Origin of the sequence: Streptomyces sp. Tue6028, from assembly GCF_002300165.1 — a bacterium.
GTDB classification, from domain to species: Bacteria; Actinomycetota; Actinomycetes; order Streptomycetales; family Streptomycetaceae; genus Streptomyces; species Streptomyces siamensis.
Window position 1 is genome coordinate 73111 of record NZ_MLCE01000027.1, and the last position, 22715, is coordinate 95825.

Here is a 22715-nt window from a genome sequence, read left to right on the forward strand (position 1 = left end):
GAAGTTTCACCGTGACCACCACGACCGACCTGGTGTCGTACGAGGACGCGCTGGCGTCGTACGACCCCGTCATGGGCCTCGAGGTCCATGTCGAACTCGGCACCAAGACGAAGATGTTCTGCGGGTGTTCGACCGAGCTGGGCGCCGAGCCCAACTCGCAGACCTGCCCGACCTGCCTCGGCATGCCCGGCGCACTCCCGGTCGTCAACGCGATCGGCGTCGAGTCCGCCGTCAAGATCGGCCTCGCGCTGCACTGCGAGATCGCCGAGTGGTGCCGCTTCGCCCGGAAGAACTACTTCTATCCGGACATGCCGAAGAACTTCCAGACCTCCCAGTACGACGAGCCGATCGCCTTCAACGGCTACCTCGACGTGCAGTTGGAGGACGGCGAGGTCTTCCGCGTGGAGATCGAGCGCGCCCACATGGAGGAGGACACCGGCAAGTCGACGCACGTCGGCGGTGCCACCGGCCGCATCCACGGCGCCTCGCACTCCTTGCTCGACTACAACCGTGCGGGCATCCCCCTCATCGAGATCGTCACCAAGCCGATCGAGGGCGCGGGCGAGCGGGCTCCCGAGGTCGCCAAGGCCTACGTCGCCGAACTGCGCGAGCTCATCCGGGCGCTCGGTGTGTCGGAGGCCCGCATGGAGATGGGGCAGATGCGCTGCGACGTGAACCTGTCGCTGCGTCCGCACGGCCGCGAGAAGTTCGGCACGCGCTCCGAGACGAAGAACGTGAACTCCCTGCGCTCGGTCGAGCGCGCGGCCCGCTTCGAGATCATGCGCCACGCGGCCGTGCTCTCCTCCGGCGGCACGATCATCCAGGAGACCCGCCACTTCCACGAGGACACCGGGTCGACGACCTCGGGCCGCGTGAAGGAGGAGGCCGAGGACTACCGGTACTTCCCGGAGCCCGACCTCGTCCCCGTCGCCCCGTCCCGTGAGTGGGTCGAGGAGCTGCGCGCCGGTCTGCCCGAGCAGCCGCTGGCCCGCCGCAACCGGCTGCGCGAGGAGTGGGGCATCGGCGCCCACGACATGCAGTCGATCCTCAACGCCGGTGCCATCGACCCGATCGTCGCCACGATCGAGGCCGGTGCCGACGCCACGTCCGCCCGCAAGTGGTGGATGGGTGAACTGGCCCGCAGCGCCAACGAGTCGGGCAAGGCCCTGGAGGACCTGCCGATCACCCCGGCGCAGGTCGCCCGCGTGACCGCCCTGGTCACCGAGGGCTCCCTCAACGACAAGCTGGCCCGCCAGGTCATCGAGGGCGTGCTCGCCGGCGAGGGCGAGCCCGACGAGGTCGTCGAGAAGCGCGGCCTGAAGGTCGTCTCGGACGAGGGCGCGCTCACCACCGCCGTCGACGAGGCCATCGCCGGGAACCCGGGCATCGCCGACAAGATCCGTGGCGGCAAGGTCCAGGCCGCGGGCGCGCTCGTCGGCGCGGTCATGAAGGCCACGCGCGGCCAGGCCGACGCGGCCCGCGTCAAGGAGCTCATCCTGGAGAAGCTGGGCGTCAGCGAGGGCTGAGCCCGTCCTCTTCAGAACCCCAGGGGGGTGCATCGGTTCCGATGCACCCCCCTGGGCATGCGCGCACCTTCTCAGGGACACGCGCTACGCTCGCGCGCCATGAGCGGAAGCAGCGACTCCGAGATATCTGACGCACAGCCCGGTGACGTCGAGGACCCGGCGCACGAGGTACGGCGTGCCCGTTGGACGGCGGTCTGTGCCGGAGCGCTGCTGGCCGTCGCCGGGCTGGCCGCCTCGGCGCTGCGCTCCACCGGCTCCGCGCCCGCGCTCATACCCGTCTCGTACGCCTCCGGTGCCGCCCTGTGCGCGATCGCCTCGGTTCTCGGTTCTCGTGGTCGCACGCGGCGGGCGTTGTGGCTGATGGTCGCCGGGGTGATGGTCATGGCCGTGGGAGACCAGTTCGACTGACCGACGCCTCGCGGGGCGACAGAGTTCACGGGAATGTCCTGTGAGTTGGCTCGCACTCTCGTGAGGAGCCCCGCGAACGGGGCAAACGATCACTACCGGCTGCAAGAGTGATGACGCGTAAGTCATGCGTTCTTTGCGGGCAGTTCCCGATAAAGATCCACAAATCACTCAGGGAGCTCGTCCGTGGCAGCCCTCGCACGCTGGTGTGTCCGACACCGCCTCGTGGCCGTACTGCTCTGGCTTCTCGCCCTCGGCGGCGTCACCGCCGCCGCTGCCGTCACGGGCTCCGCCTACTCGAACGACTACGAAGCCCCCGGCACCGAATCCGGCCGCGCCGCCCGCCTCCTGTCCGACGGCTTCCCCGGCCTCGGCGGCGACAGCGACACCGTCGTCTGGCACACCACATCGGCCACCGTGCGCTCCTCCGACGTCGAACAGACGATGACCCGGACCCTGGACCGGATCGTCGACCTTCCCGGAGTGGCCTCCGTCGTCGGCCCCTACGGCAGCCGCGGCACCGACCGGATCAGCTCCGACGGCCGCACGGCCTACGCCACCGTCACCTTCGACGACCGCGCCGAGCACATCGACAAGGCCGAGGCCCGGGCCGTCGTCGACACCGCGAAGGCCGCCGAGAGCGAAGGGCTCCAAGTGGAGCTGGGCGGCAGCGCGATCGGGCTCACCCAGTCGTCCGGCGGGCACCTCGCCGAGGTCGTCGGCGTGGTCGTCGCCGCCGTCGTCCTCTTCCTCGCCTTCGGCTCGCTCGCCGCATCCCTGCTGCCCGTCGCGACCGCACTGGTCGGCGTCGGCACCGCGTACGCCGCAATCGTGCTCCTCGGACATGCCATGACCGTCGCCGACTTCGCGCCGATGCTCGGCATGCTGATCGGACTCGGCGTCGGCATCGACTACGCGCTGTTCATCGTGACCCGGCACCGGCGGGGCCTCAAACGCGGCCTGCCCGTCGACGAGGCCGCGCGGAACGCCGTCGCCACCACCGGGCGCGCGGTCGTCTTCGCGGGCGCCACCGTCTGCATCGCCCTGCTCGGGATGCTCATCCTGCGGCTCGGCTTCCTCAACGGCGTCGCGGTCGCCGCCTCCCTGACCGTCGTCCTCACCGTCGCGGCCTCCGTGACCCTGCTGCCGGCCCTGCTCTCCTGGATCGGCCCACGCGCGCTGAACCGCCGCGAACGGCGCAGGCTCCACGAGCACGGGCCCGAACCGGAGCTCCCCACCGGGTTCGCCGCCCGCTGGTCCGCCTTCGTGGAACGGCACCCCAAGCTCCTCGGCACCGTCGCTGTCGTCGTCATGGTGCTCCTCGCCCTGCCCACGTTCTCGCTCCGCCTGGGCACCTCCGACCAGGGCAACGACCCCGGGCGCACGACCACACGCCAGGCCTACGACCTCGTCGCGGACGGCTTCGGGCCCGGCGTCAACGGCCCCCTGACCCTCGTCACCCGGGTCGGCGGGGCCGAGGGCCGGCTCGCGCTCGACAACCTGGACGCCACGCTCCGGGCGACCAAGGGCGTCGCGACGGTGACACCCGTCACCTACGACAGCGGCGGCGACACCGCGTACCTCACCGTCGTACCGGATTCCGCCCCGCAGTCCCGGCAGACCAGCGACCTCGTCGACCGGCTGCGCGCCGAGGTGCTGCCGCGGGCCGAGGCGGGCACCGCGCTCGACGTGCACGTCGGCGGGGTGACGGCGAGCTACGACGACTTCGCGGACGTCGTCGTCGGCAAACTCCCGCTCTTCGTGGGCGTCGTGATCGGGCTCGGCTGCGTCCTGCTGCTGCTCGCCTTCCGCTCGATCGGCATCCCAGTGAAGGCCGCGGTGATGAACGTCGCCGCCGTCGCCGCCGCCTTCGGGGTCGTCGTCGCGATCTTCCAGTGGGGCTGGGGCGGCGAGCTGCTCGGACTCGGCCGTGCCGGGCCGATCGAACCCTTCCTGCCCGTGATCATGGTGTCCGTCCTCTTCGGACTCTCCATGGACTACCAGGTCTTCCTGGTCAGCCGGATGTACGAGGAATGGCTGGAGACCCGGGACAACCGGCGCGCCGTCCGGGTCGGTCTCGCCGAGACCAGCCGCGTGATCAACTCCGCCGCCGTCATCATGATCTCCGTCTTCCTCGCCTTCGTGCTCAGCGGCGACCGCGTCATCGCGATGTTCGGCATCGCCCTCGCCTCGGCGGTCGCCCTCGACGCCTTCGTCCTGCGCACGCTGCTCGTGCCCGCCCTCATGCACATGCTGGGCGGAGCGAACTGGTGGCTGCCCCGCCGCCTCGACCGCTGCCTGCCGCGCATCAGCATCGAGCCGCCCGAGTGCCGCGCCGCCCATGAGAGGCTGGCCGAAGCGGTGGACGCCGACGTGGCGGACGTACTGGAGAAGGAGCGGCAGCGGGATGTACGCGATATCCCTGGGTGACGACGGAGCGGAGCTGCGGCCCCTTGAGCCCTGGCACGCCGAGGAGTTCTTCACGCACATGGAGCGTGGCCGGGACTACATCGGCCGCCATGTGTCGCTCCCGGACCACGTGACGGACCTCGACTCCGCGCGGAACTACCTGCAGCTGTACGCGGACAAGCGCGCCGCCGACAGCGGCAGCCTGCACGGGATCTGGCTGGACGGGAAACTCGTCGGCGGACTGCTCTTCCGGATCTTCGACACCGCCATGGGCACCTGCGAGGCCGGCTGCTGGCTGGAGCCTGCCGCAGCCGGCCGCGGACTCGTCACCCGCGGCATGCGCGTCCTCATCGACTGGGCCGTCGACGAGCGCGGCATGCATCGCGTGGAGTGGATCGCCCCGAGCGCGAACACCCCCAGCCTGAACGTCGCCCGGCGGCTCGGCATGACCCGGGACGGCGTACTGCGGCAGAGCTACGTCTACCGGGACGCGCGCCACGACATGGAGGTCTGGTCCGTCCTCGCGCCGCAATGGCGTGCCGCACGCGTGCGTGCCGCTCACGACGATCATTAAGAGACTTCTCAGACAGCGTCCGTACGGTGCGGGGCATGGGTACCAAGACAGTTGACGAAGCCGGGACCGACACCGGCACCGGGGCCACGAGCGACGAGAAGACCGTGGACGTCACCAAGGAGGACGTCACCGAGGCGGACGGCAGCGTCACCGACGAGACGACGTCGACCGGGGCCGGCACCGGCGACACGGCCGGGGCCGACGACACCACCGGCGACGACACGGCCGGGGACGACACCCCGGGCGACGGCGAGGGAGCCACCGGCGTGGGCCAGGGCGCGGCAGCCGTCGTGTCCGCCGGGCTCGGCGTGGTCTCGCTCACCGGCAGCTGGGTCGCCACCGTCGCCGCCGCCCGCGAGACGCTCGTCGGTCAGCTCCAGACCTCCTCCTCCGCCAGCGTCGCCAAGCAGGTCAAGGAGGTCTACGGCGACGCCTGGGCGGCGACCGCCCTGGTGGGCGGCCTGTTCGCGCTGGCCGCACTGATCGTCGGTGTCGTCGTGCTCGCCCGGCCCGCCTTCGGCGCACCCGGCAGGCCGCAGGCCGCCTGGATCAAGTCGGTCGCCTGGGCGGGCGTCGCGCTCGGCGTCATCGGCCTCGTGCTCGCGGTGGCCAAGTACTCCGACATCCTGCTCGGACTGCCCTCCACCGGCTGACACGCTCCGTCCGTCCCGTACGTCTGAGGGGCCTTAGGGCCGGCGCCGGTCATCCGCGTCCGTCCTAAGGCCCCTCACGCGCGCAAGATGCGGAACTCTCCCGATGTGGCGCACCCCCCTGGGAGACGAAAGTTGAGGCATCGCGAACAAGCGAGGCCGAAACCGACTCCTCACGAGGGACACGAGATGTTCGAGTACGAGCTTCACCAGATCCGTTCCGCAGAGCTCATCCGCGAGGCCGAGACCCACCGGCTCGTCCGGGAGGCGCGCCGCGTCCGCCGGGCCGCCCGCAACGCCGCCGCGCGTGAGGCAGGACGCAACGAGAACGAGGGACATAGCAACCACCCTCGCAGGCACCGGTTCGCACGCGTCGCGTGAACGCCGGGGCACGGGCGGGCGGCCGTACCGGGGGCGGCCGCCCGCCGCGGAACACGACAGGGAACCTCCCCGGCGAGGCGCCGACCGAGAAGGTCGGCGCCTTCGTCCGTACGGCCCCCGCCACGGGCGCCGGCACCGCGGACGTCGTCGCGATATCCGGTGCCGCACTGTCGGACCCCTGTGCGATGCTCGGGCCTGTGGAGACCAGGTCCGTCAGCCCGGTGTTCGTCGGACGCGCCGACGAGATGGGGGAGTTGAACGAGGCGCTCGCCCGCGCCGCCGCGGGTGAGCCGCAGGCGCTGCTGCTCGGCGGCGAGGCGGGCGTCGGGAAGACCCGCCTGCTGGAGGAGTTCGCCGCGGCGGCCGCGCGCGCAGGCGTCGTCTTCGCCTGCGGCGGCTGCGTGGAGATCGGTGCCGACGGTCTCCCCTTCGCGCCGTTCTCCACCGCCCTGCGCGCCCTGCGCCGGCAACTCCCCGACGAGCTCGCGGCCGCGGCGGCCGGACAGGAGGAGGAACTGGCCCGGCTCCTGCCGGAGCTCGGCGAGACCTCCGGCCGCCGGTACGAAGAGGAGGGCATGGCCCGCCTGTTCGAACTCACCGCCCGTCTCCTGGAGCGCGTCGCGGCCGACCGCACCGTCGTCGTCGCCCTCGAAGACCTGCACTGGGCCGACGCCTCCACCCGCCATCTCCTCGCCTACCTCTTCCGCACGCTGCGCAGCGGCCGTCTCGTCGTCGTCGCCAGCTATCGCGCCGACGACATCCACCGCCGCCACCCGCTGCGCCCCCTCCTCGCCGAACTGGACCGGCTGCGCACCGTCCGCCGCATCGAACTGAGCCGCCTCAGCCGCGCCGAGGTCGGCCGCCAGATCGCCGGGATCCTCGCCCACGAACCCGATCCGGCCCAGGTCGACGACATCTTCGGCCGCTCCGACGGCAACGCCTTCTTCGTCGAGGAACTCGCCGTCGCCGCGCACGAGGGCTGTCCCACCGGGCTCACGGACTCCCTGCGCGACCTGCTCCTCGTGCGGGTCGAGGGCCTGCCCGAAAGCGCCCAGCGGGTCACCCGGATCGTCGCCGAGGGCGGCTCCACCGTCGAGTACCCGCTGCTCGCCGCCGTGGCACGGCTCGCCGAGGACGACCTCATCGAGGCGCTGCGCGCCTGCGTGGGCGCCAACATCCTGCTCGCCTCACCCGGCGGCGACGGCTATCGCTTCCGCCACTCCCTGGTCCGCGAGGCCGTCAGCGACGACCTGCTGCCCGGCGAGCGGTCCCGCTTCAACCGCCGGTACGCCGAGGCCCTGGAGGCCGACCCGGCGCTCGTACCGGCCGACGAGCGCGTCACCCGCCTGGCCAGCTACTGGTACCACGCCCACGACGCGGCCAAGGCCCTCCCCGCCGTCCTCGACGCCTCCGTCCAGGCCCGCCGCCGCCACGCCCCCTCCGAACAACTGCGGCTCCTGGAGCGGGCGATGGAGCTGTGGGAGGTCACCCCGGAGACCGTCCGCGCCGAACTGCGGCCCGTCGACTACGTGGAGGTCTACCCGCCCTGCGGCTGCGACCCGGCCACCACACCCCTGCGCTACCTCGACCTGATGGCCGAGGCCGCCGTCGCGGGCCGGCTCTGCGGGGAGCGCGAGCGCGCCCTGAAGATCACCAAGCGGGCGCTGCACCTCCTGGAGGACGAGGCCGCGCCGCCCCCGAACTCCCCGGCGGGCGCGGTCAAGGGAGACCCCCTGCGCGCCGCCTGGTTCTGGATCCAGCGCTCCCGCCTCATCCAGGCACAGGCCCGCGGCGACGGCTGGACGGAACTCGCCACCGCCCAGGACCTGGTCCGCGGCCTCCCGCCGTCCGAGGTGCACGCCGACGTCCTGTCGAACGTCGCCGCCTGGTGCATGCTGCACGAGCCGGGCCCCGGCGCCGTGTCCGCCGCCGAGCGCGCCGTGGAGTACGCGCGCATGGTGGGCGCCCGCGACATCGAGCTGAACGCGCGGCTCACCCTCGGCGGACTCATGGTCGACTCGGGCGACGTCGAGGCGGGGCTCGAAGAGCTGTACGAGGTCAGGGAGCAGGTGGTCCGGCAGGACGTCTTCCTCGTGATGGGCCGCGTGCACATCAACCTGCCCTCCCACCTGGAGTCGGTCGGCCGCTCCCGGGAAGCCGTCCGGATCCTGCGCGAGGGCGCCGAACTCGCGCGGAAGCACGGGCTGCTGGACACCGAGGCCTGGATCTGGGGGAACCTCTCCGAGTCGCTCGGCTCCCTCGGCCACTGGGACGAGGCCACCGAAGCGGCCCGGAACGCACTGGGCATCGGGCTCAGCGGCAAGCCGTCCGGCGTCGGCGCCTCCCGGCTCGCCCCCCTCGCCCTCGCCCGCGGGGACCTCGCCGAGGCCGGACGCCAGCTGGCCGCCGCCGGCGACCACTTCGGAACCCACGACATCCAGCCGCAGCACGCCCTGCCACTGCTGCGCACCACCCTCGGCGTCGCCGCGGCGGAGGGCCGTCTCCTCGACGCCCGCGCCGTCCTGGAACAGGCCGTGGACTGCGGCTTCCCGCCCGGCACCCAGCGATACGCCTGGCCGCTGCTGCTCGCCGCCGCCACCGCGGAGGCGGACGCGCGGGGACTGCCGCACGCCGAAGGGGGCCGCACCGACACCGTGGAACGCGTCCGCACCATGGCGAAGCGGCTGGCCACGGGCGCACCCGTGTGGCTCGCCCACGAGGCCTGGGTGCGTGCCGAGCTCCGGCGCGCCGAAGGGATCATCGCCCCGGACGACTGGTCCGAGGTCGTCACCGCCTTCGAACTCCTGGAGCGCCCCTACGACCTCGCCCGGGTCCGGTACCGCCTCGCCGAGGCCCTGCTGGTCTCGGGCGCCGAGGAGGACGACCGCGCCCGCGCCACCGAACTGCTGCGGCTGGCCGGGGCGGCGGCCGAGCACCTCGGCGCGCGTCCGCTCGCCGACGCCGTCGCCCTGCTCGCCCAGCGAGCCCGGCTGAACCTGACCGCCGCCCCCGGACCGGGCGCTCCCGCCCCCAAGGACCCGGCGCTGGCGCTCGGCCTCACCAGCCGCGAGCGCGACGTGCTGCGCCTCGTGGCCGCCGGCCGCAGCAACCGGCAGATCGCCGAGGAGCTGTTCATCTCCCCGAAGACGGCCAGCGTCCACGTCTCGAACATTCTGGCCAAGCTGGACGTCTCAGGACGGGGGGAGGCCGCGGCGCTCGCACACCGGCTGCGGCTCTTTCCTCCGGAGGCCCCTGCCGCCAGGGCGACGGGCTGAGATCTACGCTGTGAAGGATCCGGGCCGAGGGAGGCGCTGTGTTCAACATGTTCGAGGAGCTCTTCGCACCAGGCCGCAAGCACACCAATGACGAACGCAAGCGACTGGAGCTGAGCCGGGTCGACCTGACGGACGGCGACCCGGGCCGCGGCCCCATAGACCTGTCCTCGGGCAAGGTCGTCGTACGACTGCCGAAACACGAGCAGGGGCCCGAGCAGGAACAGAACGCCGACGACGAGCCGGACGGCGCATCCGAGCCGGCGTCCGGGCAGGGGCCTGGGGCCGGGCAGGGTCCTGAGTCCGGGCATGACCCCGAGGCCGAGTCCGCGCAGGACGCACAGCCAGAGTCCGGACAGGGATCCGAGCCCGCGCAGGACTCCGAGCCCGAGGTCGCGCAGGACTCCGAGCCCGCGCAGGACTCCGAGCCCGAATAGGGCGCCGACCACGAACCCGGCCGGCACCCCGACCCCGGCCAGGACTCAGGCCCCGACGGGGACCACGACCCGGCCCGGACTCAGGCCCCGACGGGGACCACGACCCGGTCAGGAGTCGGGAATCGGCCCCCCGGGCGCTGTCCCTAGCTCACCTTCAGCTCCAAGATCTTGTCGTCCCCCTTCGCGGGGCTGCCGCGGCCGTCCGTCTCGCTCGTCGTCAGCCAGAGCTTGTCGCCACCGGCGGAGACGACGGTCCGCAGGCGGCCGTACTCGCCCTTGAGGAAGGACTCGGGGGCCGCCGACGCCTTCGTGCCGCTCAGCGGGATGCGCCAGAGCCTCTCGCCCTTGAGACCCGCCATCCAGATGGAACCCTCGGCGTAGGCGATGCCGCTGGGGGAGGCGTCGTCGGTGTGCCACTGGGCGACCGGATCGTGGTACTTGGCGTCGCCGCCGCGGCCCTCGACGACCGGCCAGCCGTAATTGTCGCCGGGCTTGATCTGGTTCAGCTCGTCCCAGGTGTCCTGGCCGAACTCGGAGGCCCACAGCCGCTGTTTGTCGTCCCAGGCCAGCCCCTGCACATTGCGGTGGCCGTACGAGTAGACGACGGAGTCGCCGAAGGGATTGCCCGGCGCGGGATCGCCGTCCGGGGTCATCCGCAGGATCTTGCCGCCCAGCGCCTTCTTGTCCTGGGCCTGCCCCCGGTCACCGGTCTCGCCCGCGCCCGCGTACAGCATCTTGTCCGGGCCGAACGCGATCCGGCCGCCGTTGTGGATCACACCCTTGGGGATGCCCTTGAAGACGGTGTCCGGGGCGCCGAGCTGCTCACCCGGCGGCTTCTTCGCGTCGTACAGCATGCGGACGATGCGGTTGTCCGAGGCGGTGGTGAAGTACGCGTAGACCATGTGGTCCGAGGCGTAGTCCGGGGAGAGCGCGATGCCCAGGAGGCCGCCCTCGCCCGCGGGCGCGACCCCCGGGACCTCGCCGAGCTCCGTCTTCCGGCCGGTCCTCTCGTCCACCCGGACGATCGTCCCCTCGTCCCGCGACGACACCAGGAGCCCGCCCTCCGGCAGCGGCGCCAGCCCCCAGGGCGTCTTCAGGCCCTCGGCGACCGTCCGCACCACCTTCACCGAACCCTTCGCCGGGGGTGCCTTTTCGGTGGGACTCCCGGGGGACTCCGGCGCAGGCGTCGAACTCCCGAGGCCCGGGAACGCGCTCTTCCCGTCGTCCGGCGCGCCCCCGTCCCCGGAGGAACAGCCGGCCGTCACCAGAAGCGCTGCCGCGGCCAACACGGCCGTCACCACTCGTCGTTGCACGATCAAGGTCCCTTCGACGCGGCGGTCCTACTGTTCATACACCGCCGGTGCCGCGCAGGTTCCCGATCACCGAAGCCCGAGGCGGACGGCCCCGCAACGGGCGGGCTCAGTCCCAGGATCCCCGCGCCCCCGGCAGCGCCGCCACCTCGGCGAGGTCCGCCGCCGTCAGCCGCAGTCCGGCCGCCCGCGCGTTCTCGGTGACCCAGCGCTCCTGCTTGGTCCCCGGCACCGGAACCACCTGCGGCCCCTGAGCCAGCACCCACGCGAGCGCCACCTGCGCGGGCGTCACCTCGTCCCCGTGCCGCCGGGCGATCCGCCGCAGCCCCGCCACGATCGGCTGGTTCGCCGCCATCATCTCCGCGGTGAACCGGGGGTGGCGGGCGCGCACGTCGTCGGGCTCGAAACCCTCGCCCGGGGTCAGCGTGCCGGTCAGGAAACCGTTGCCGAGCGGCATCGCCGACAGGAAGCCGACCCCGCGCGCCGCGCACCACGGCAGCAGCGCGTCCAGCGCCTCCGTCGACCACACCGACAGCTCGGCCTCGACCGCGCTGACCGGGAAGACCTGCTGCACCCGCTCCAGCTGCCGGATCGTCCCGTCGTGCAGCCGCGCCCCCGAGCGGCGGCCGGACCGGGCGCCCACCGCACACAGGCCGAGCGAGCGGACCTTGCCAGCGGTGACCAGGTCGGCCATCGCGCCCCAGGTCTCCTCGACCGGGACCTCCGGGTCCGCGCGATGCAGCTGATAGAGGTCGATCACGTCCGTCTGGAGCCGGCGCAGCGACGCGTCGCACGCCCGTCTCACGTAGCCGGGGCGGCCGTTGGCCACGATGTGCTGCTCGCCGACCAGCAGACCGACCTTGGTCGACACGAAGGCGTCGGAGCGCCGCTCCTTCAGGACCCGTCCCACCAGTAGCTCATTGGTGAAGGGGCCGTACATGTCGGCCGTGTCGAGCAGCGTAGAGCCCTGGTCGAGCGCCGTGTGCACCGCGCGCAGCGACTCCTCGCCGCGCTGCCGCGAAGCGGTGTACGCCCAGCTCATCGGCATGCACCCGAGCCCGACCGCGCCCACCTCGAGCGCCGCCGCCCCGATCGTCCTGCGCTCCACCTGGCCGTAATCCTCCCCTTGCTGGCACCCCAACCTAACCTCTGCACCTCCGGGTGCCTGGCATAGCCTCCTGACCATGACTCCCGATGTGTGGCTCCCGATTCGCGCCGACGAGATCGAAGGCCTCCCCGATGGCCTGAACTATCGCTTCTGGGACGGTGGCCAGGACTTCCCCGCCGACCCGGCCGTGTGCGCGTTCTACGTCGTCCCCTACATGAAGCCGCCCGCCGTCTCGCAGCGGCCGATGCCCGGGATGACGTCGGTCCAGGTCGTGCAGACGCTCTCCGCCGGTGTCGACCACGTCCTGCCGAGCCTCGGGCACCTGCGTCCGGGAGTACAGCTGTGCAACGCGCGCGGTGTGCACGAGGCGAGCACGGCGGAGCTCACCCTCGCCCTGATCCTCGCCTCACTGCGCGGCATCCCCGACTTCGTGCGCGCCCAGGACAAGGGCGAGTGGCGCTCGGGCTTCCGTCCCGCGCTCGCCGACAAGTCCGTGCTGATCGTGGGCTACGGGTCCATCGGGGCCGCCATCGAGGACCGGCTCGCGCCCTTCGAGGTGGCGCGGGTGGCGCGCGTCGCGCGCTCCGAGCGCACCATGGCGCGCGGTCTGGTGCATCCACTCACGGAACTTCCCTCCCTGCTGCCCGAGGCCGACGTCGTGGTGCTGTCCACGCCCCTCACCAAGGACACGAGAGGCCTGGTGGACGCCGAGTTCCTGTCCCGGATGAAGGACGGCGCGCTCCTCGTGAACGTCGCGCGCGGCCCCGTCGTCGACACCAAGGCCCTGCTCGCCGAGCTGGAGAGCGGCCGGCTCACCGCGGCCCTCGACGTCACCGATCCCGAGCCGCTGCCGCAGGGACACCCCTTGTGGCACGCGCCCGGCGTGCTCATCAGCCCCCATGTCGGCGGTCCCACTTCGGCGTTCATGCCGCGCGCCAAGCGGCTCCTGGCGGACCAGTTGAACCGTTTCGTGAACCGGGAGCCGCTGCGGAACGTGGTCCTTACCACCGGCGCTTAGGTCACGTCCCGTTCGCGCACCGTCCGCTTCGAGCACCCTCCGCAGTTCCTCGAACGCGGGCAGTTCCGACATCCGCGCTGGTCGTTACGGAGCGTAGAGGAACTATGTCCCTGAGTGACGAGACTGGTGTATCGTCCCGACAGGGGCTGCGCCGCGCACCGTTCGGCGCCGGGGTTGAACATTCGGACTGCGAGGGGGGCGACGGGCGATGCACGGCCTATGGACCAACGATCCGACGCGGCGGAGCCGCCGACGACGGCCCTTGCGCGCGGCCACGCGCAGACGCGGCCACGCCGGGTACGGCGGCCACGGTCATGGTGGCCATCACCACCGCAGGCACGGCGGCCGTCGGAGGCACGCGCACCCGGCCCACGGCGACCAGCGGGACTCCGGAGTGCGGACCGGGTGGCCCCGGTGAGCTCGCCAGGGGCACTGCTGACCCGTCGGCCGGTGTTCGGCGGTGGGACGGGTCTGTACTCACAACTCGCACTGGCCCTCGTGTGCGCGGGATACGCCGTCGGTTCCGCGCTCGGCTGGGGCTCCGCCGGACTTGCGCTGATCATGGGCGACTTCGGACTGAGCGCCGCCGCGGGCACCGCGGCCGTCTCCTGCTTCCGCTACGCCCGTAGCCGGCACAGCCGTTTTCGACCGGCGTGGCTGCTGTTCGCGCTCTCCTCCGCCATGGCCTCGCTCGGAAACCTGGTCTGGGGGTGGTACGAGGTGGTCCTCGGCCGTCCAGTTCCCAGCCCGAGCTATGCCGACCTGTTCTTCCTGTGCTTCGCGCCACCCGCCATCGTAGGACTGCTCGTGCTCGCCAAGAGGCCCGTCACCAAGGCGGGTTGGGTGTGCCTCGCGCTGGACGCCTGGTTGATCGGAGGCTCGCTGCTCACGCTGTCATGGAGCCTCGCGCTCGCCCAGGCCGCGAAGTTCGACGGCCCGAGCGTCGCCCACACCGCGCTGTCCCTCGCGTACCCGCTGCTGGACATCGCGCTGGTCAGCATGGTGCTCGCGCTGCACTTCAGGCGTTCGTCGGTGAACCGCTCCGCGGTGAACACGGCGATCGGGGCGCTCGCCCTGACCGTGATGTGCGACGCCCTGTTCACCTCGCCGCTCCTGCACAACAGCTATCACTCGGGCCAGCTCCTCGACGCAGGCTGGTTCGCCGGCTCACTGCTCCTCGCGTACGCGCCCTGGGTCGGCACCCGGCACGGACAGCCGGACGCCGACGACCCCGCGGACGGGCACGCGCGCGTGGTCCACGAGCACATTCCGGGGCAGCGCCGGGGAGACCGCGCCGGGCAGCGGGCGGACCACGCATCCCACGGATTCCAGGGCCCGGGCGCCGACGGACCACAGGGTCACGACGGACCACAGCCGTCACAGCCCGACGGACAGCAAGGGGGACACGCGCACGTGAACCCCCAGGACGGAGGCCACGGCCGGTATCCGGCCTCCCGCCCGATCGCCGGCTCGCTGGCCGCCCTCACGCCCTACCTGGCCGCCGCCGTCTGCACCCTGGGCATCCTCTACAACGTCCTCAACGGCCACAACGTGGACCGCGTGGTCCTGATCACCGCGGGCCTCGTCGTGCTGGCCCTCGTGGTGCGCCAGGGCATCATGCTGCTCGACAACATCACCCTCACCCAGGAGCTGGCGCAGAAGGAGAACCACTTCCGCTCCCTGGTGCAGGGCTCCAGCGACGTCATCATGATCGCCGCGCCCAACGGCGTCCTGCGGTACGTCAGCCCGGCCGCCGCCGGAGTCTACGGACGCGACGCCGACGATCTCGTCGGCTCCGAGCTCGCCGCGCTCATCCACCCCGAAGACCTCGGCTGCGTAGTTCACGAAGTGCGACGTTTTCTCGCGGCCAGCCACACCGAGGAACCCACCACCCGGATCGAGTGCCGTTTCCGGTCCGGCGACGGCGGCTGGCTCAATGTGGAGTCCACCGTCAACCGCCACCACGGGGGCCTCATCTTCAACAGCCGCGACGTCACCGAGCGGGTCCGCCTCCAGGCGCAGTTGCAGCACAACGCCGAGCACGACCCGCTCACCGACCTGCCCAACCGCGCGCTGTTCACCCGGCGCGTCCAGCAGGCGCTCTCCGGCCGCCGCTCCTCCGACCGCGGCACCGCCGTCCTCTTCATCGACCTCGACGGCTTCAAGGCGGTCAACGACACCATCGGGCACCAGGCCGGCGACGAACTCCTCGTTCAGGCCGCCCGCAGACTCCAGGACTCGGTACGGCAGGGCGACACCGCCGCCCGCCTGGGCGGCGACGAGTTCGCGGCACTGATCGTCGGCGACGGCAACCGCGACCGCAGCGCCCGCGAACACCACATCATGGAGCTCGCCGACCGGCTGCGGGTCACCCTCTCCCAGCCCTACTCCATCGACGGCAACGATGTCCGGGTGGCCGCGTCCATCGGCGTCGCCTTCGCCGAACCGGGCCTGGGCGCCGGAGAGCTCCAGCGCAACGCGGACCTGGCCATGTACCGCGCCAAGGCGGCGGGCAAGGGACGGGTCGAGCTGTACGCGCCGCAGATGCAGCAGGACGTCGTACGCAAGGCGGAGCTGGCGACCCGGCTGAGGTCGGCCCTGCAGGACGGCGAGTTCGCGCTGCTGCACCAGCCCGTGGTGTCGCTCGAGAGCGGCCGGATCACGTCGGTCACCGCGCAGGCGCGCTGGCGCTCCGCCCAGGGTGTGCTCTTCACGCCCGCGGAGTTCCTGCGCGTCGCCGAGGACAGCGACAAGACCGCCGAACTCGGCCGCTGGGTGCTCGAGGAAGCCGTCGAACAGGCCGCCCAGCGCACCGCCGCGGGCGTCACGGTGCCCGTCACCGTCCGGACGAACGCGCGGCGGCTGCTGGACCGCTCGGGCCCCCTCGGATCCGTGGAGGCCCTGCTCATCCGGCACGGGGTCGCCTCCGGCGCCCTGATCATCGAGCTGTCCGACACCGATCCCCGGGTCTCCCTGGACGAGCTGGAGCGCCGGCTGAACGCGCTCAGGCGCCTCGGCGTCCGTATCGCGCTGGACGGCTTCGGCAGCGGCTACGCGGCCATCACGGCGCTCAGGAGGCTCCCCGTAGACGTGCTCAAGCTCGACAGGAGTCTGGTCGAGGGAGTGGTCGAGTCCGCCCGGCTGCACAAGATCACCAGTGGGCTGCTGCGGATCGCCACCGACCTCGGGCTCCAGTCCGTGGCCGACGGCGTCGACCTACCGGAGCAGGTCATCGCATTGCGCGCGATGGGCTGCACCCATGGGCAGGGCATGGCGTTCTCCGGGCCGCTCGACGAGTACCGGCTGCGCAGAGCGCTGTCTTCCGGCCAATATCCGGTACCCCACGGCCCCGTCGAGCCCGCGTTCGCGGGCGGCGGCTCAGGGGTGTATACGAGTGGTGTGCCGGCAGTTTTCGGGGGCGGTACGGCCCTCCGCTCACATAATGAGACTCCCGTCCCACCCACTTGACAGTCGGTGCGTGCCGGGGGGAGGGTCAATGCCATGCGCACCCGAATTCTCGTACTTGGAAAGCGCGTCGGCTGAAGCTAGGTGGCCACCGGACGGACCCGGGACACCCAGCGACCGCACCCGGCGCGCTCCCCTCGCTTGCCTCACGGCACGAGGGGTTTTTTGTTGCACAGGCACATGTCGTACACCGCACAAAACTCGCAAAAACCCTCAGCATCGAGAAGAGAATGCCGATGACCGAGCAGGCCACCGGGGCCCACCATCCGCAGCCGCGGCCCCGTTCCGGAGGACAGCAGTCCGCCCCCGAGCACGTCACGGGCGCGCAGTCCCTCATCCGCTCGCTTGAGGAGGTCGGGGCCGAGACCGTATTCGGCATTCCCGGCGGTGCGATCCTTCCGGCGTACGACCCGCTGATGGACTCCAAGCGGGTGCGGCACGTGCTCGTCCGCCACGAGCAGGGCGCCGGCCACGCGGCCACCGGTTACGCGCAGGCCACCGGCAGGGTCGGTGTCTGCATGGCGACCTCGGGCCCCGGTGCCACCAACCTGGTCACCCCGATCGCCGACGCGCACATGGACTCGGTGCCGCTCGTGGCGATCACCGGGCAGGTCGCCTCCAAGGCGATCGGCACGGACGCCTTCCAGGAGGCGGACATCGTCGGCATCACCATGCCGATCACCAAGCACAACTTCCTGGTGACCAAGGCGGAGGACATCCCGCGGACGATCGCGGAGGCCTTCCACATCGCCTCCACCGGCCGCCCCGGCCCCGTCCTCGTCGACATCGCCAAGGACGCCCTCCAGGCGCAGACCACCTTCCAGTGGCCGCCCGTCCAGGACCTGCCCGGCTACCGCCCGGTGACCAAGCCGCACGCCAAGCAGATCCGCGAGGCCGCCAAGCTGATCACCCAGGCCAAGCGGCCCGTCCTGTACGTCGGCGGCGGCGTCCTCAAGGCGAACGCCACCGCCGAGCTGAAGGTCCTCGCAGAACTCACCGGAGCGCCCGTCACCACCACCCTGATGGCGCTCGGCGCATTCCCCGACAGCCACCCGCTGCACGTGGGAATGCCGGGCATGCACGGTGCGGTCACCGCCGTCACCGCGCTGCAGAAGGCCGACCTGATCGTCGCCCTCGGAGCCCGCTTCGACGACCGCGTCACCGGCAAGCTGGACAGCTTCGCCCCGTACGCCAAGATCGTCCACGCCGACATCGACCCGGCCGAGATCGGCAAGAACCGCGCCGCCGACGTGCCGATCGTCGGTGACGCCCGCGAGGTCATCGCCGACCTGATCCAGGCCGTGCAGAAGGAGCACGGCGAGGGACACGCCGGCGACTACTCCGCCTGGTGGAACGACCTGAACCGCTGGCGCGAGACGTACCCGCTCGGCTACGACCAGCCCGACAACGGCTCGCTCTCGCCGCAGCAGGTCATCGAGCGCATCGGGCAGCTCGCGCCCGAGGGCACGATCTTCGCCGCGGGCGTCGGCCAGCACCAGATGTGGGCCGCGCACTTCATCCAGTACGAGAAGCCCGCCACCTGGCTGAACTCGGGCGGCGCCGGGACGATGGGCTACGCGGTCCCGGCCGCGATGGGCGCCAAGGCCGGTCAGCCGGACCGCGCGGTCTGGGCGATCGACGGCGACGGCTGCTTCCAGATGACCAATCAGGAACTGACCACCTGCGCCCTGAACAACATCCCGATCAAGGTCGCCATCATCAACAACGGCGCCCTCGGGATGGTCCGCCAGTGGCAGACCCTCTTCTACAACCAGCGCTACTCCAACACCGTGCTGCACTCCGGCCCGGAGGCGGACGGCAAGCAGCCGAGCGCCGGCACCCGCGTCCCCGACTTCGTGAAGCTGTCGGAGGCCATGGGCTGCCACGCCATCCGCTGCGAGTCCCCGGACGATCTCGACAAGGTCATCGAAGAGGCGAACTCGATCAACGACCGCCCGGTCGTCGTCGACTTCATCGTCCACGAGGACGCGATGGTGTGGCCGATGGTCGCCGCCGGCACCTCGAACGACGAGATCATGGCAGCCCGGGACGTCCGCCCCGACTTCGGCGACAACGAAGACGACTGAGAGAGAGCCGAGTCAGATCATGAGCAGCAAGCACACCCTCTCCGTCCTCGTCGAGAACAAGCCCGGCATCCTCGCCCGGATCGCGGCCCTGTTCTCCCGTCGCGGCTTCAACATCGACTCGCTGGCCGTCGGTGTCACGGAGCACCCCGACATCTCCCGCATCACCATCGTGGTGAACGTGATCGAGGCACTGCCGCTCGAACAGGTCACCAAGCAGCTCAACAAGCTCGTCAACGTGCTGAAGATCGTCGAGCTGGAACCCGGTTCGGCCGTTCAGCGCGAACTCGTTCTGGTGAAGGTCCGCGCCGACAACGAGACGCGCTCCCAGATCGTCGAGATCGTTCAGTTGTTCCGCGCCAAGACCGTGGACGTCTCCCCGGAGGCGGTCACCATCGAGGCGACCGGTGGCAGCGACAAGCTGGAGGCCATGCTCAAGATGCTGGAGCCGTTCGGCATCAAGGAGCTCGTCCAGTCCGGCACGATCGCGATCGGACGCGGGGCGCGTTCGATCACGGACCGGTCGCTGCGCGCTCTGGACCGGTCGGCCTAATCCCGGAAACCGTCTCGGTGCGGGCGGACAGCGCACACAGTCCGCCCGCATGCCGAGACCCGAAGACTTCCTTTCCCCCGCCCGCCGTACGGTGGGACGCAACACGAGCACACCAAGGAGAACCCCAGTGGCCGAGCTGTTCTACGACGACGACGCCGACCTGTCCATCATCCAGGGCCGCAAGGTCGCGGTCATCGGCTACGGCAGCCAGGGCCACGCCCACGCGCTGTCGCTGCGTGACTCGGGTGTCGACGTCCGCGTCGGTCTGCACGAGGGCTCCAAGTCCAAGGCGAAGGCCGAGGAGCAGGGCCTGCGCGTGGTGACGCCGTCGGAGGCCGCCGCCGAGGCCGACGTCATCATGATCCTGGTGCCGGACCCGATCCAGGCCCAGGTCTACGAGGAGTCCATCCAGGGCAACCTGAAGGACGGCGACGCGCTGTTCTTCGGCCACGGCCTGAACATCCGCTTCGGCTTCATCAAGCCCCCGGCCGGCGTCGACGTCGCCATGGTCGCCCCCAAGGGCCCGGGCCACCTGGTGCGCCGCCAGTACGAGGAGGGTCGCGGCGTTCCCTGCATCGCGGCCGTCGAGCAGGACGCGACCGGCAACGCCTTCGCGCTCGCGCTCTCGTACGCCAAGGGCATCGGCGGTACCCGTGCCGGCGTCATCAAGACGACCTTCACCGAGGAGACCGAGACCGACCTGTTCGGTGAGCAGGCCGTCCTCTGCGGTGGTACGGCGGCGCTGGTCAAGGCGGGCTTCGAGACCCTGACCGAGGCCGGCTACCAGCCGGAGATCGCCTACTTCGAGTGCCTCCACGAGCTGAAGCTCATCGTCGACCTGATGTACGAGGGCGGCCTGGAGAAGATGCGCTGGTCCGTCTCCGAGACCGCCGAGTGGGGCGACTACGTCACCGGCCCGCGCATCATCACGGACGCCACCAAGGCCGAGATGAAGAAGGTCCTCGCCGAGATCCAGGACGGCACGTTCGCCAAGAACTGGATGGAGGAGTACCACTCCGGTCTGAAGAAGTACAACGAGTACAAGACCCAGGACGAGAACCACCTCCTGGAGACCACGGGCAAGGAGCTGCGCAAGCTCATGTCGTGGGTGAACGACGACGAGGCGTGAGCCGAACGACGCGGGGGCCGGAGCGTGACGCTCCGGCCCCTTCGTCGAACCCCGGGTAACGCCGAGAACACGGCGTTGTCCATCCCGTCCAGCCACGGACGGGTGATCCTTCCGCAGCGGCGTAAGACGAACGGCGTGACGCCACTACACTGCTGCACAACATACGCGTCAGGCCCACAGCGTCGTGCGTCTTCCACGCGGCTAGCCAACCTCCACCGCCTGCGGCCGTCGGGACGGCCGTCCGCATTGGACTTGTGAGGACTCACGTGAGCTCGAAACCTGTCGTACTCATCGCTGAAGAGCTGTCGCCCGCGACCGTCGACGCCCTGGGCCCGGACTTCGAGATCCGGCACTGCAACGGCGCGGACCGCGCCGAACTGCTGCCCGCCGTCGCCGACGTCGACGCCATCCTGATCCGCTCGGCCACCAAGGTCGACGCCGAGGCCGTGGCGGCCGCGAAGAAGCTGAAGGTCGTCGCACGAGCCGGCGTCGGCCTGGACAACGTCGACGTCTCCGCTGCCACCAAGGCCGGCGTGATGGTCGTCAACGCCCCCACCTCGAACATCGTCACCGCCGCCGAACTGGCCTGCGGTCTCCTCCTCGCCACCGCGCGCAACATCCCGCAGGCCAACTCGGCCCTGAAGAACGGCGAGTGGAAGCGCAGCAAGTACACCGGTGTCGAGCTCGCCGAGAAGACCCTCGGTGTCGTCGGCCTCGGCCGCATCGGCGCGCTCGTCGCGCAGCGCATGTCCGCCTTCGGCATGAAGGTCGTCGCCTACGACCCCTACGTGCAGCCCGCCCGGGCCGCGCAGATGGGCGTCAAGGTGCTGTCGCTGGACGAGCTGCTGGAGGTGTCGGACTTCATCACCGTCCACCTCCCCAAGACCCCCGAGACCCTCGGCCTCATCGGCGACGAGGCGCTGCACAAGGTCAAGCCCTCGGTGCGCATCGTCAACGCCGCGCGCGGCGGGATCGTCGACGAGGAGGCGCTGTACTCGGCGCTCAAGGAGGGCCGCGTCGCCGGCGCCGGCCTCGACGTGTACGCGAAGGAGCCCTGCACGGACTCCCCGCTCTTCGAGCTCGACCAGGTCGTCTGCACCCCGCACCTCGGCGCCTCCACCGACGAGGCGCAGGAGAAGGCCGGCATCGCCGTCGCCCGCTCGGTGCGCCTGGCCCTCGCGGGCGAGCTCGTCCCCGACGCGGTGAACGTCCAGGGCGGTGTCATCGCCGAGGACGTCAAGCCGGGCCTGCCGCTCGCCGAGCGTCTCGGCCGCATCTTCACCGCCCTCGCGGGCGAGGTCGCGGTCCGTCTCGACGTCGAGGTGTACGGCGAGATCACCCAGCACGACGTCAAGGTGCTCGAACTCTCCGCGCTCAAGGGCGTGTTCGAGGACGTTGTCGACGAGACGGTGTCGTACGTCAACGCCCCGCTGTTCGCCCAGGAGCGCGGCGTCGAGGTCCGGCTGACCACCAGCTCGGAGTCCCCGGACCACCGCAATGTCGTCACCGTGCGCGGAACGCTCGGCGACGGCCAGGAGGTCTCGGTGTCCGGCACGCTGGCCGGGCCGAAGCACCTCCAGAAGATCGTCGCCGTCGGCGAGTACGACGTGGACCTCGCGCTCGCCGACCACATGGTCGTGCTGCGCTACGAGGACCGTCCCGGTGTCGTCGGCACCGTCGGCCGCATCCTCGGTGAGGCCGGCATCAACATCGGCGGTATGCAGGTCGCCCGTGCCGCGGTGGGCGGCGAGGCGGTCGCCGTCCTCACCGTGGACGACACGGTCTCGCCGACGGTGCTCGGTGAGCTGTCGGAGGAGATCGGAGCGGCTTCGGCTCGCTCGGTCAACCTCGTCTGAGGTCGCCCGCACCCCTGGGGGCTGCCGCCCCCAGACCCCCGCATCGGCCTGGACGGCCTCGTCCTCAAACGCCGGACGGGCTGGGAGCTTCCGCACACCGGGAGCACCGGCGCGTCCGGCGTTGTCGTATCGGCCTGGACGGCCTTGTCCTCAATCGCCGGACGGGCTGGGAGTTTCCGCACACCGGGAGCACCGGCGCGTCCGGCGTTGTCGTATCGGCCTGGACGGCCTTGTCCTCAATCGCCGGACGGGCTGGGAGTTTCCGCACCCCGGGGGCACTGGCGCGTCCGGCGTTGTCGTATCGGCCTGGGCGGCCTTGTCCTCAGGCGCGGGACGGGCTGGGAGTTTCCGCGCTCCGGGGGCACTGGCGCGTCCGGCGTTGTCGTATCGGCCTGGGCGGCCTTGTCCTCAGGCGCGGGACGGGCTGGGAGTTTCCGCGCTCCGGGGGCACTGGCGCGTCCGGCGTTGTCGTATCGGCCTGGGCGGCCTTGTCCTCAGGCGCGGGACGGGCTGGGAGTTTCCGCACCCCGGGGGCACT

The 22715-nt window shown here is 71.2% G+C and carries 16 protein-coding genes; 14 read left to right on the top strand and 2 right to left on the bottom strand.

Going from position 1 to position 22715, the window contains the following annotated elements; translation table 11 throughout:
* Positions 1-11: 11 nt before the first annotated feature.
* The 8 genes from gatB (at position 12) to BKI49_RS36365 (ending at position 9654) form a co-directional block, all read left to right on the top strand.
* On the top strand, positions 12-1526 hold the full coding sequence (gene gatB, locus BKI49_RS26655; RefSeq protein WP_095936817.1) for an Asp-tRNA(Asn)/Glu-tRNA(Gln) amidotransferase subunit GatB: 1515 nt from the start codon (positions 12-14) through the stop codon (positions 1524-1526).
* Positions 1527-1625: 99 nt separating this feature from the next.
* Positions 1626-1934, top strand: coding sequence for a hypothetical protein (locus BKI49_RS26660; protein ID WP_095936818.1), 309 nt, complete (start codon positions 1626-1628; stop codon positions 1932-1934).
* A gap of 183 nt (positions 1935-2117) precedes the next feature.
* Entirely contained in the window at positions 2118-4361 is a 2244-nt protein-coding gene (locus BKI49_RS26665; RefSeq protein WP_095936819.1) for an MMPL family transporter, read from the top strand.
* On the top strand, positions 4339-4914 hold the full coding sequence (locus tag BKI49_RS26670; protein ID WP_095936820.1) for a GNAT family N-acetyltransferase: 576 nt from the start codon (positions 4339-4341) through the stop codon (positions 4912-4914). The genes BKI49_RS26665 and BKI49_RS26670 overlap by 23 nt, the downstream gene beginning before the upstream one ends.
* A 35-nt stretch (positions 4915-4949) precedes the next feature.
* A complete protein-coding gene (locus tag BKI49_RS26675; protein ID WP_095936821.1) occupies positions 4950-5567 on the top strand; it encodes a hypothetical protein in 618 nt (205 codons plus the stop codon).
* Between the two features lie 186 nt (positions 5568-5753).
* Positions 5754-5945 carry a hypothetical protein gene (locus BKI49_RS26680; RefSeq protein WP_095936822.1) on the top strand — a complete coding sequence of 64 codons (192 nt, stop codon included), beginning with the start codon at positions 5754-5756 and terminating at the stop codon, positions 5943-5945.
* A 185-nt stretch (positions 5946-6130) separates the two neighbouring features.
* Positions 6131-9220, top strand: coding sequence for a helix-turn-helix transcriptional regulator (locus tag BKI49_RS26685; protein ID WP_095936884.1), 3090 nt, complete (start codon positions 6131-6133; stop codon positions 9218-9220).
* A 47-nt stretch (positions 9221-9267) separates the two neighbouring features.
* Positions 9268-9654: a DUF6191 domain-containing protein gene (locus BKI49_RS36365; RefSeq protein ID WP_257004971.1), complete on the top strand. Its 387-nt coding sequence runs from the start codon at positions 9268-9270 to the stop codon at positions 9652-9654.
* A 143-nt stretch (positions 9655-9797) separates the two neighbouring features.
* Here the strand turns inward: BKI49_RS36365 and BKI49_RS26695 are convergent, their stop codons facing one another.
* Positions 9798-10973 carry a PQQ-dependent sugar dehydrogenase gene (locus BKI49_RS26695; protein WP_095936824.1) on the bottom strand — a complete coding sequence of 392 codons (1176 nt, stop codon included), beginning with the start codon at positions 10971-10973 and terminating at the stop codon, positions 9798-9800.
* Positions 10974-11073: 100 nt separating this feature from the next.
* A complete protein-coding gene (locus BKI49_RS26700; RefSeq protein WP_095936825.1) occupies positions 11074-12072 on the bottom strand; it encodes an aldo/keto reductase in 999 nt (332 codons plus the stop codon).
* 76 nt (positions 12073-12148) lie between these two features.
* On the opposite strand from BKI49_RS26700, the gene BKI49_RS26705 reads away from it, so the two are divergent.
* From BKI49_RS26705 to serA, 6 genes are all read left to right on the top strand, one after another.
* Positions 12149-13090 (top strand): 2-hydroxyacid dehydrogenase, encoded by a 942-nt coding sequence (locus BKI49_RS26705; protein ID WP_095936826.1) that lies wholly within the window; start codon positions 12149-12151, stop codon positions 13088-13090.
* 219 nt (positions 13091-13309) lie between these two features.
* Positions 13310-16558 carry a putative bifunctional diguanylate cyclase/phosphodiesterase gene (locus tag BKI49_RS26710; protein ID WP_095936827.1) on the top strand — a complete coding sequence of 1083 codons (3249 nt, stop codon included), beginning with the start codon at positions 13310-13312 and terminating at the stop codon, positions 16556-16558.
* A 227-nt stretch (positions 16559-16785) separates the two neighbouring features.
* Complete coding sequence (locus tag BKI49_RS26715) at positions 16786-18642, top strand: acetolactate synthase large subunit (RefSeq protein WP_095936828.1); 1857 nt, start codon at positions 16786-16788, stop codon at positions 18640-18642.
* Positions 18643-18661: 19 nt separating this feature from the next.
* A complete protein-coding gene (ilvN, locus tag BKI49_RS26720) occupies positions 18662-19192 on the top strand; it encodes an acetolactate synthase small subunit (protein ID WP_028805269.1) in 531 nt (176 codons plus the stop codon).
* Positions 19193-19319: 127 nt separating this feature from the next.
* On the top strand, positions 19320-20321 hold the full coding sequence (gene ilvC / locus BKI49_RS26725; RefSeq protein ID WP_095936829.1) for a ketol-acid reductoisomerase: 1002 nt from the start codon (positions 19320-19322) through the stop codon (positions 20319-20321).
* 266 nt (positions 20322-20587) lie between these two features.
* A complete protein-coding gene (gene serA / locus BKI49_RS26730; RefSeq protein ID WP_095936830.1) occupies positions 20588-22177 on the top strand; it encodes a phosphoglycerate dehydrogenase in 1590 nt (529 codons plus the stop codon).
* Positions 22178-22715: the final 538 nt, after the last annotated feature.